Origin of the sequence: Candidatus Afararchaeum irisae (assembly GCA_034190545.1) — an archaeon.
GTDB classification, from domain to species: Archaea; Halobacteriota; Halobacteria; order Halobacteriales; family Afararchaeaceae; genus Afararchaeum; species Afararchaeum irisae.
This window is the reverse complement of the sequence record JAXIOF010000005.1, coordinates 1-10,519: the sequence shown is the minus strand read 5'-3', so window position 1 is coordinate 10,519 and position 10,519 is coordinate 1. Positions and strand designations below refer to the sequence as shown.

The 10,519-nt window shown below is 58.3% G+C and carries 8 protein-coding genes and 2 pseudogenes; 8 read left to right on the top strand and 2 right to left on the bottom strand.

Annotation, left to right across the window (positions count from 1 at the left end; all coding sequences use genetic code 11):
• The first annotated feature begins 3 nt into the window (after positions 1-3).
• The 8 genes and pseudogenes from tnpA (at position 4) to SV253_01050 (ending at position 7,518) form a co-directional block, all read left to right on the top strand.
• Positions 4-477: pseudogene (gene tnpA, locus SV253_01085) on the top strand (IS200/IS605 family transposase).
• A gap of 159 nt (positions 478-636) precedes the next feature.
• Positions 637-2,247: a DUF885 family protein gene (locus SV253_01080; GenBank protein MDY6774679.1), complete on the top strand. Its 1,611-nt coding sequence runs from the start codon at positions 637-639 to the stop codon at positions 2,245-2,247.
• Between the two features lie 65 nt (positions 2,248-2,312).
• A pseudogene (locus SV253_01075) lies at positions 2,313-2,861 on the top strand (DUF5806 family protein).
• 49 nt (positions 2,862-2,910) lie between these two features.
• Positions 2,911-4,044, top strand: a complete 1,134-nt coding sequence (locus SV253_01070; GenBank protein ID MDY6774678.1) for a trypsin-like peptidase domain-containing protein — start codon at positions 2,911-2,913, stop codon at positions 4,042-4,044.
• Positions 4,045-4,122: 78 nt separating this feature from the next.
• The gene (locus SV253_01065; protein MDY6774677.1) at positions 4,123-4,875 is read left to right on the top strand and encodes a helix-turn-helix domain-containing protein; all 753 of its coding nucleotides are present in this window, start codon (positions 4,123-4,125) and stop codon (positions 4,873-4,875) included.
• 4 nt (positions 4,876-4,879) lie between these two features.
• Positions 4,880-5,926, top strand: coding sequence for a hydroxymethylglutaryl-CoA synthase (locus tag SV253_01060; GenBank protein MDY6774676.1), 1,047 nt, complete (start codon positions 4,880-4,882; stop codon positions 5,924-5,926).
• A gap of 2 nt (positions 5,927-5,928) precedes the next feature.
• Complete coding sequence (locus SV253_01055; GenBank protein ID MDY6774675.1) at positions 5,929-7,134, top strand: thiolase domain-containing protein; 1,206 nt, start codon at positions 5,929-5,931, stop codon at positions 7,132-7,134.
• Positions 7,135-7,518, top strand: a complete 384-nt coding sequence (locus SV253_01050) for a Zn-ribbon domain-containing OB-fold protein (GenBank protein MDY6774674.1) — start codon at positions 7,135-7,137, stop codon at positions 7,516-7,518.
• Here the strand turns inward: SV253_01050 and SV253_01045 are convergent.
• Together SV253_01045 and SV253_01040 are read right to left on the bottom strand one after the other, a co-directional pair.
• Positions 7,496-8,791, bottom strand: coding sequence for a phosphomannomutase (locus SV253_01045; protein ID MDY6774673.1), 1,296 nt, complete (start codon positions 8,789-8,791; stop codon positions 7,496-7,498). The genes SV253_01050 and SV253_01045 overlap by 23 nt on opposite strands.
• Before the next feature lie 37 nt (positions 8,792-8,828).
• Positions 8,829-10,409: a TrkH family potassium uptake protein gene (locus tag SV253_01040; GenBank protein ID MDY6774672.1), complete on the bottom strand. Its 1,581-nt coding sequence runs from the start codon at positions 10,407-10,409 to the stop codon at positions 8,829-8,831.
• Positions 10,410-10,519 lie beyond the last annotated feature (110 nt).

Sequence of the window (10,519 nt, the reverse complement as noted above, 5' to 3'; positions counted from 1 at the left end):
GGTATGGGCGAGAAGCGGTCGAACCACACGGTGTACAACGTCAACTACCACTTCGTGTGGTGTCGTCAATCGGAGATTGACTGCTTGCAAATCTTCGATTTGCAATGTCCGAAGTCAAGCAAATCGAAGATTTGCGTACCTCGCGGGATCTCCGATCCCGCTCAGTACCGTCACGCGATACTCGAACCAATCGAGAAATCGCTGGAAGCGAGTTTCCGCGACGTGTGCGACGAGTACGGCTACGAGATACTGTCGTCATCACGATAATCTTCGATTCTCGAACGACACGCGCCGAGTGAGATTGTGCGAACGGTCAAGAGCATTACTGCGCGTGAGGTGTGGGAACAGCACGAGTCGTTCTTGGAGGAGTACCTGTGGGGCGGTGGGTTCTGGGAGGAATCATATTACGTGGGAACGGCAGGAGATGTTTCGACCGACACGATTGAGCAGTATATCGAGCGAACGGAACACGTTTAACGGGGCTTACGGCCTTCACCCTCGGGGTCAAGTCAAGGAAAATCTTTGATTTTCCGTATCCCAAAAAGCTCTGCTTTTTGAAGACTCCGAGGCACTCGGCCTGCTCCGCCTGTAGATATAGACACAGTTTACAAGTCGCCGCGTCCCGACTCTACGTCAATGACAGAATCAGACGATCAGACACAGACAGAGACCGAAACCGAAACCGAAGCCGTGGTCTCCGACTACTTCGACCGTGTACTCGAACGTAACCCTCACATGGCGACAGTCTTAGGCGTCCACGACTATGACTCGGAGGTTCCCGACGGAAGCCGTGACTCAGTCCTCGGGGAGATAGAGGACGCCAAGGACGTATTAGAGGAGATACGTGCGAACCCTGATGACAGCCTAAAGGCTGAGATAGCCGCGTCGAGCCTCGAATACGACATCTACGAGATGGACGAGCTACGTCTCTGGGAGTCCGACCCACAGGCGGTCGACGGCGTGGTCTCGCTGATCTATCCCCTCTTCGTGCGTGACTTCGCTCCCTTCGAGGAACGTCTCGAGAGGATAGCCGACCGTCTCGAAGACTGCCCCGACTACATAGAAGAGACGAAGAGCCGTCTGACCGATCCCGTCGACGAGTGGGTCGCATCCGAGATCGAGGCGTGTGCTGAGATTCCGGGTCTCCTACAGCTTATAGCAGACCACGCCGGCGACATAGAGAGACAGGACGTCGCCTACAGGATAAGTGCGAACTCACAGGACGTCATCGACGCTGTCGACGACTACCGTGACTGGCTACAGTCGCTCGACACACGTAGCTACGACCCGGTCGGCGAGGAAAAGCTCGACCGTCTCCTCGAACTCCGTTACCTGCCGCCGAGTTCGGAGGTCATCGAGATATCCGAGTCAGAGATAGAGGCGGCGGACGAGGATCTGAGAGACGCTGTCTCGGAGATTGACGCGCCATCCTTCGACGAGGCGGTCGAGTCGGTTGAGTCCGACCATCCCGAGACCTTTGACGGAGTCATAGACGAGTACAGACGAACTGCCGACGCCGCGTACCGTCTCACAGACGGTGACTTCGCTGACGTCCCCGAGTCGAGCCTCCGTATCTCCGAGACTCCCGAACGTCTCCGTCCACTCATAGGTGACTCTGGCTACGTAGAGCCGACACCATTCGGCGAGAAAGACGCAGTCTACTACGTCTCACCACCCGCAGATCCCGAGATGCTCAGGTTTCACAACGTCTCCGAGATCGCCTACACAGTCTTCTCGGACGTCTTTCCCGGACACCATCTCCAGCAGGTCTACTCGTCTCTCAACGAGTCAGCCGTCTACGGCTTAGCAGGAAGGTTCAACAGCTTCGGAGACGACTTCGTAGAGGGATGGAGGGGATACGCCGCACAGACTGTGATAGAGTCGGGTTTCGTCGACGAACTCGATACGGGAGCGACTGCCGAGGGTCTACGTCTCGTCTCGGCGGAGAAGAGGATCAGAAACGCGTGCCGTGCCGTAGTCGACATGAGACTCAGCAGGGGAGAGATGACAGTCGACGAAGCCGCCGACTACCTCGTAGACGAGGCGGGCTTCGACCCCGAGGCTGCGTGGTCAGAGGCGGTCGCCTACAGCCGTAACCCCGGAAACGGCGTCTCGTTCACAGTCGGCAGGAGACTCCTCGCTGACCTCGCCGACGGTACCGATCTCAGCGCGCGTGACTTCCACAGTCGGCTACTCGAAGCCGGCGGTATACCCGTCGAGCTACACAGACGCAGGATAGAGAAATGAGGGAGTCCGAGCGCGGGTCTTTAAGTTCGAAGACGGAGTAGTCCACTGTAATGGCAATGGAGTCCGACGAGATAGACAAGTACGACCGTTTCAAGAAGGTCGAGGAGTCGGAGTACGACAGGGTAAACGAGTTCCTGAGAGACCGCACATATATCACGGCGCGCGAGTGGGCAATAGCGCGTCTGTGTTCCGACTTCAGGACTGAGACGGGGATCGAGATGACACTCATAGGCGAGAACCTTCCCGATCTCGTCCCTTTCATGACAGACACCTACTCGCCACAGGCGGTAAACGAGGCGAGGAAGTCGTTTGAGGACAAGGTACGTAAGTCGGGTGCGACCTTCCTCTACGGAGCTATGTCGGAGTTCTTCGAGCCCGACGAGATAGACGACATAGTCTATGAGTCTACCGAGACCGCACGTTTCCTCTTGGAGGTCGAGGGCGCGCGCGTCTCTGTCGACAGAGAGAAGGAAGCCGAGGATCGCATAACCGACGCCATGAGGGAGATCGCAGAGTCGAGCCGCGAGCTTCGGCGTGAGGAGAACGACGAGACACATACTCATACGTGTCCCAACTGTGGACACGAGTTCTCCGACACCGACGGGGACTCCTAGACCCATCTACCAACAGCCTTATTCTCCGAAGCCGTCTACTTAGACGCAAATGAGTACGAAATCAAAGATAGGCGGAGCCGTCGTAATAGTGGTTATATTCGGCGTCGTCTTCGGCGTCGTAAACACCGCCGCGCCTCAGTCGCCGAATGCGCCGGCGTCTCCGTCGTCATCGCCCTCGGAGTCGCCCGAGGGAGCCGGAGCCGACACGCGACCTAAGACACCGGTCTCAGTAAATATCACGGGAAGCCCGTCGGAAGTCTACTCGTCGGTCTACAACTCCACGATAGACTCGGTCGTCTCGATACGTGTCGGCTCTTTAGCGTCGACTAACTCGGGTCAGGGATCGGGATTCGTATATGACAACAACGGACATATAGTTACCAACCAGCACGTAGTACAGGACTCCGATCAGGTCTGGGTTAGATACAGCAGGGATGACTGGAGACGCGCGTCGGTCGTCGGAGCCGACGTCTACACTGACTTAGCCGTACTTAAGGTCGACGATCCTCCCGCCTACGCCGACCCACTACCAGTCGCGTCCTCCGATCCTAAGAGGGGGCAGGTCGTACTCGCCCTCGGAAATCCCCTCGGCTACGAGGGATCGGTCACACACGGCATAGTCAGCGGACTCAACAGGTCGATGAGGACGCGAGGAGGCTTCGCAATCCCCGACGCCATACAGACAGACGCTCCCATAAATCCGGGTAACAGCGGTGGTCCCCTCGTAAACCTCAAAGGAGAAGTCGTGGGTGTCAACCGAGCCAAACAGGGCGACAACCTCGGCTTTGCGATATCGCCCGAGATGGTGAGCCGTGTCGTCCCCGAACTCATACAAGACGGAGACTACAGCCACTCGTACCTCGGCGTATCGACTATGCCGGTCACCCCTGCTGTCGCAGACGCTAATGGGCTCAACGACGTGAGGGGCGTACTCGTAGTCGATGTAATCGACGGTGGACCCTCTGAGGGCATCCTTGAGTCGAGTGTGACCACAGGAAGGATGCCCACCGGAGGAGACGTCATAGTCGGAATCGGAGGAATGGAGGTCGACTCGTCGGAAGACCTCGCGAGCTACCTCGCGACTGAGACACGTCCCGGTGACACCGTCGAACTTACTATCATACGTGATGGAGAGCAACAGACCGTTGAGGTGACCTTGGGAGACAGACCCGAAAACTCCTGACACTTTTTCGACATCTGTCGAAACACGTTTCGTCGCCTTTCGCTACATATATATGAGAGAGACGTGACTCTGAGATAGATGGCTGAGACGGACGATGCACGTGCGGCTTCGAACCCCGAGACTAAGCTCTCGGAGAAGATCGCGGGGGAGGTCGTACTCAGCGACGACCCCGGATCTACACTCCGGAAATGGAGGGAGAACTTCGGAGTCTCACAGTCGGAGCTCAGCGAGAGGCTCGACGTCTCGGTGAGTGTCGTGAGCGACTACGAGAGCGGAAGACGTCAGAGTCCCGGCGCGAACGTCGTGAGGAGGACTGTCGACGCCCTCATAGAGATTGACAGGGAGCGCGGAGGCGAGACACTCCGGAGGTACAGACGTATTCTCGGAGCCGGCTTCGAGGGTGACGCCATAAAGGATCTCAGGGACTACGAGACCCCCGTCGACGCCGATGACTTCTACGACGCGATAGACGCCGACGTGGTTCACAGAGCCAGCGAGGACTCCGACGACGACACTACACTCGCAGGACACACAGTCATAGACTCAGTGAAGGCGATAACCAGTCTCTCGAACGCCGAGTTCACGCGTCTCTACGGCTGGACGACACAGCGCGCTCTCGTCTTCACACGTGTCTCGCGCGGCGAGAGTCCTCTCGTCGCAATACGTGTCACGAGCCTCAAGCCGCGCGCCGTCGTACTACACGGCATAGACGAAGACGAGATGTCGGATCTAGCACCCCGTCTCGCACGTATAGAAGGAATAGACCTGAGCGTTACACAGATGGATCTGAGTAAGATGATATCACGTATAAACAGATACGAGGAGGAGTAACCGAATGGCAGGAATAGTAAGCTACGGAGCCTACGTACCCAAGTACAGGATAGAGGCTGAGGAGATAGCACGTATCTGGGGAGACGACCCAGACGTCATCAAGAACGGTCTCAACGTCAAACAGAAGAGCGTCCCCGACGAGGACGAGGACACCATAACTATCGCCACCGAGGCGGCGAAGAACGCGATGAGACGTGTCGACGTAGACGGAGAGGAGATCGGTGCTATATACACCGGAAGCGAGTCACATCCCTACGCAGTCAAGCCGACGGGAACAATAGTCGGCGCGGCTATAGGCGCGACACCTGACATGACAGCCGCCGACTTCGAGTTCGCGTGTAAGGCAGGCACAGCGGGGATACAGTCGTGTATGGGACTCGTCGACTCGGGTATGATAGATTACGGAATGGCTATCGGCGCCGACGTCTCACAGGGCGCGCCGAGGGACGCTCTTGAGTACAGTGCCGCCGCGGGAGGAGCGGCTTTCGTTATAGGAGACGACGACGAGGCGATGGCTAAGATCGAGGACACCGCGTCGTTCACGACCGACACCCCCGACTTCTGGAGACGTGAGGGAGCGCGTTACCCTCAGCACGGAGAACGTTTCACGGGAGAGCCCGCCTACTTCAGACATATAACGAGTTCGAGCGAGAAGCTGATGGACAGACTCGGGACGACGACGGACGACTACGACTACGCCGTATTCCACCAGCCCAACGGTAAGTTCCCCGTCAAGGTCGCACAGAAGATAGGATTCGACGAGGAACAGTACGAGACGGGTCTCCTAACACCCGAGATAGGAAACACATACAGCGGCGCGTCGCTCGTCGGACTCTCCGCCGTCTTAGACGAGGCGGAGCCCGGCGACCGCGTCTTCTTAGCATCGTTCGGATCGGGAGCGGGAAGTGACGCCTTCTCGCTCGATATCACCGAGGAGATCGAGAGACGTGACCGCGCACCTCTCGTGCGTGACATCATCGACTCCGACGACGTAGAGTATCTCGACTACGGAGAGTACGCCAAGCACAAGGGCAAGATAAAGGAGGAGTAAGAATGGAAAGAGACGTAGCAGTAATAGGGGTCGGACAGACCTCTTTCGGCGAACACTGGGACAGATCGTTCAGAGACATATTCACGACTGCGGGGGTACGTGCTCTCGAAGACGCGGGCGTCGGTGGAGACGACATAGACGCCCTCTACGGCGGAAACATGAGCGCGGGTCAGTTCATAGACCAGGAACACGTCGCCGCGCTCATCGCCGACTACGCCGGACTCGCGGTCGAACACATACCCGCGACACGTGTCGAAGCCGCCGACGCCTCGGGAGGACTCGCTTTCAGACAGGCTGTCCTCGACGTGGCGAGCGGCGCGTCCGACGTCGTCGTCGCGAGCGGTGTCGAGAAGATGACAGACCTCGGTGCCGAGGAGACGACCGACGCCCTGAGCGGGAGCGCCGACAGGGAGTGGGAGGTCTTCGAGGGTGCCAACGTCCCTTCGCTCTACGCTATGATGGCGCGGGCACACATGGACGAGTACGGCACGACGAGGTCACAGCTCTCGGAGGTCGCAGTCAAGAACCACGCCAATGCAGAGGGCAACGAGTACGCACAGTACCAGAGCTCTGTGCCCGCTGAGGTAGTCGAGTCGACTCCGTATGTGTCGGAGCCTCTCAGGATGTTCGACTGTTCGCCCGGAAGCGACGGCGCGGCGGCGGTAGTAGTCGCCTCCGCCGACGTAGCCGAGGAGTTCGTCGACGATCCCGTCTACGTCGAGGCGACCGCACAGGCGAGTGACACACTCTCAGTCCACGACAGGGACGACATGACGAGTATCAAGTCGACACAGCACGCCGCCCAGACCGCATACGACTCCGCGGGTATAGATCCCGACGACGTCGACCTCGCCGAGGTTCACGACTCGTACACCGTAGGAGAAATACTTGCAGTAGAGGATCTCGGATTCGTCGAGAAAGGAAAGGGAGGCGAGGCTACCCAGAACGGCGAGACAGGACTCGACGGACGTATACCCGTAAATCCATCGGGAGGTCTCAAGGCGTGCGGACATCCTCTCGGCGCGACGGGTGTGAGACAGATCGCCGAGGTCGTGACACAGCTCAGGGGCGAAGCCGACGGGAGACAGGTCGAAGACGCCGAGGTCGGACTCGCCCACAACGTCGGAGGAACCGGCGCGACAGCCGTAGTCAGCATACTCTCGAACTCGAACTCAGACTCAGACTCAGACTCAGGAGGCAGTAGATAGATGACAGTACCACGTTTCTGGAGAAAGATAAACCAGCGTTACAGAACCGTAGGAACAGAGTGCAAGACGTGCGGCACAGCCTACTTCCCTCCGCGCAGTCTGTGTCCCGACTGCAGGAGGGACGGCGAGATAGTCGAGAAGGAGTTCTCGGGAGAGGGAGAGGTCGTCTCTTACACGCGCGTCCACGATCCCGGAGAGGACTACGAGGGAACCGTGCCCTACACGCTCGCTGTCGTCGAGCTAGACGAGGGAGCACGTATGACGGGACAGGTCGTCGAGGATGTTGAGATAGGCGACCGTGTCGAGACTTCGTTCAGACGTATAGGACAGGACGGCGAGGAAGGAATGATACATTACGGAACTAAGTTCGAGCCTCTCGAATAGCTTCCTCGACGACCTCGACTACTCTTTCTAACTCGAATCCCTCGGAGTAGACACGTACGACCGGCTCGGTTCCGCTCGGACGTACGAGTGCCCAGTCGCCGCCCCCGAAGTCGAGACGGACTCCGTAAGACGTGTCTATCTCCGCCTCGGAGCCGAACTCCTCTCTCGTCCTCTCCTTGACGCCTTCGATGGCTTGCCGCTTCGCGTCGTCGGGACAGTCGACGTTGGTCTTCTCGACTGCGATCCGTATGTCGCCGAAGAGCGCGTTGGTTCCACCAGCCTCTGCGACGAGACGTACGACCTCGGCTGCACTCACGGTTCCGTCTATCCAGCCGCCGAACTTCGGAAAGACGTGTTTCCACGGCTCTGCGGCGAATACGACGTCGTCGTCGACTGCCTCAGAGAGCCCCCCGAGACGTGTCCGTCTCACTTCTCCGTCGACGCGTTGGTCTATCTTCGACGACGCATTCGGCGTAGTGACTACTGTGCCTCCGTCTCTATTCGTGTAGTCGTCAGCGAGGACAGCCACGACTGCGTCCTCGGGGACTACGTCGCCGTCACCGTCTACTACTACGACTCTGTCGGCGTCGCCGTCGTGTGCGAGACCCAAGTCGAAGTCTCCGTCTCGGACGAAGTCACCGAACTCCGAGACTGAGTCGGGTGTCGGCTTCGGCTCACGTCCTGGGAAGCTACCGTCTATCTGGGCGTTGACCCCCGTGACCTCGCATCCCATCTCTCTCAGGAGCGGAAGCGTAGTCAGGGAACCGACGCCGTTAGCGCAGTCGACCGCGACTCTGAGATCGATGTCCCCGTCTTCACCTACGTAGTCGAGAGCGTCTCTCAGATAGGCACTCAAACAGCCGCGTTCGTCTGACTCAGTCCAGTCGCGCGGCTCGGCGACGTCGCTGTCACCGACTCTCTTCTCTAACCGTCTCTCGGTCTCGCGGCTTATCTCGGTTCCGTCAGAGTCGAAGACCTTCACACCGTTGTCTCCCGGCGGGTTGTGGGAAGCAGTGACCATCACTCCCATACTCTCATGTTCGCGCGCCGCCCACGCGACCGTGTGTGTCGGAACTACTCCGACGTCTACGACCTCGGCTCTTACACTCTCTAACCCAGCGACTAAGGAGTTCTTGAGAGATTCACCCGTGAGACGTCCGTCTCGTCCTACGACGACTCTCGACGAAAGACTCCCGACAGCCTTTCCGAGTCTGAGACACAGATGGGGTGAGACCTCGTCGAGACCCCCGCGTATACCCGATGTTCCGAACATACGGTGTATTCGCGCCGACCTCACACGTCTCTTTTGCTTATGACTTCCAGTACGACGGAGTCAGAACTACAAGTACGGGTATGATTTCGAGTCTTCCAGCCCACATCAGAACGACCATAAACAGCTTTGTCGTGTCGGAGAAGAAGGCGTAGTTGTTCATCGGACCCACGGCTCCGAATCCGGGTCCCACGTTTCCGAGCGTCGTGGCGACTGCCGAGGCTTCCTCTAAGAGGCTAATGTTTATTCCGGCGTTCGAGGCGTCGACTGCGACGAGGAAGACACCGACGAAGAAGAGTACGAGGTAGGTCGTCACGAAGACGAGGACGCCACGGATCGCGCGTTCGTCGAGCGGATTACCTGAGAGACGGACGGGTCTGACAGCTTCGGGATGAACCGTCGTGAAAAGCTCGCGCTTGATCGACTTGACCACGACGACCCATCTCATTATCTTTATCGCGCCGCCCGTACTTCCCGTGCTTCCGCCCACGAAGAGAGCTATGAAGAGGAGTACCGTCAACCCGAATCCCCACGTGTTGAAGTCCATGCTCGCGTATCCCGTCGTCGTGACTATCGAGGTGAACTGGAAGACCGAGTGGCGTAATGCGGGCTCTACCTCGCCGGCTACCGAACCCACTCCGTCGACCGATTCGAGACCCGGGTCGAAGAAGATCAGAGCGGCTCCCATCAGTGACAGGGCTGCGGTTACACCCACGTACGACCTGAACTCCTCGTCGCCGAAGAAGTCACCGAAGTCGAGGTTGAGGAGATACCAGAAGAGGGCGAAGTTGGTACCCGCCGCGAGCATGAACGGCACTATTATCCACTGGGCTATGGGGGAGAACGCCTCTATGCTCCTCGCCTCGGGTGAGAACCCCCCCGTCGGGAGAGTCGTGAAGGCGTGAGCCACCGAGTTGTAGAGTGTCATGTTGGGGGCATGTCCAAGTCGGTAGAAGAGATACAGAAGACCTATCTGGAGAACCGTGAGTCCGAGGTATATCTTCCAGAGTGTCTTTGCAGTCTCCTTTATACGTGGAGTCAGCCTCTCGATTCCGGGACCCGGTGCCTCGGCTTCCATTAGCTGTGCGCCCGCGACTGAGAGCCTCGGGAGTATAGCGACCGCGAGGACGACTATACCCATTCCGCCGAGCCACTGGGTCTCCTGTCTCCACATCATCAGAGCGCGCGAGTGGGACTCGAACGATATCGACTCCATCACGGTAGCTCCCGTAGTCGTGAATCCGCTCATGCTCTCGAAGACGGCGTCTACGGGGTCTCCGAGGCTCGATCCGGGGTACGGTGCCGGATAGACGGGAGGTATCCCGTGAGCCTCTACGACGTACGGGATCGCACCGATGACTACGACAGTGATCCAGGTCAGAGGCACCATCAGAAACGCCTCGCGGTTACCCATGTCGGCGTCGGGACTCAGACGTTCGAGCGACTCCCCGAGTACGAGAGTTACGGCTATGGTAACGAAGAAGGGAACCAACGAGTCGCCGTAGATCACACCCACGACGACCGGGATCAGAAGAGGTACGGCGAGTAGCTTCAGAACCGTGCCTATCATCGAAAGGCTCGCTCGGTAGTCAACCCTGAGTCTCGGTATACCCACACGCATTAGCATTATACGTAAGCACAGGAGAATACCTGACCCTTCAGGGTCAGGATGAATCCGTTAAACTACTCACCAAACCATTCTAATAGACACAAACGGATATTCAACGAAAC

Excerpts from the sequence above, each read along its gene's own strand:
- SV253_01050 (MDY6774674.1), top strand. The coding sequence starts at position 7,135 with ATGACAGTACCACGTTTCTGGAGAAAGATAAACCAGCGTTACAGAACC.
- SV253_01065 (MDY6774677.1), top strand. The coding sequence starts at position 4,123 with ATGGCTGAGACGGACGATGCACGTGCGGCTTCGAACCCCGAGACTAAG.
- SV253_01055 (MDY6774675.1), top strand. The coding sequence starts at position 5,929 with ATGGAAAGAGACGTAGCAGTAATAGGGGTCGGACAGACCTCTTTCGGC.
- SV253_01070 (MDY6774678.1), top strand. The coding sequence starts at position 2,911 with ATGAGTACGAAATCAAAGATAGGCGGAGCCGTCGTAATAGTGGTTATA.
- SV253_01060 (MDY6774676.1), top strand. The coding sequence starts at position 4,880 with ATGGCAGGAATAGTAAGCTACGGAGCCTACGTACCCAAGTACAGGATA.
- SV253_01080 (MDY6774679.1), top strand. The coding sequence starts at position 637 with ATGACAGAATCAGACGATCAGACACAGACAGAGACCGAAACCGAAACC.
- SV253_01040 (MDY6774672.1), bottom strand. The coding sequence starts at position 10,409 with ATGCGTGTGGGTATACCGAGACTCAGGGTTGACTACCGAGCGAGCCTT.
- SV253_01045 (MDY6774673.1), bottom strand. The coding sequence starts at position 8,791 with ATGTTCGGAACATCGGGTATACGCGGGGGTCTCGACGAGGTCTCACCC.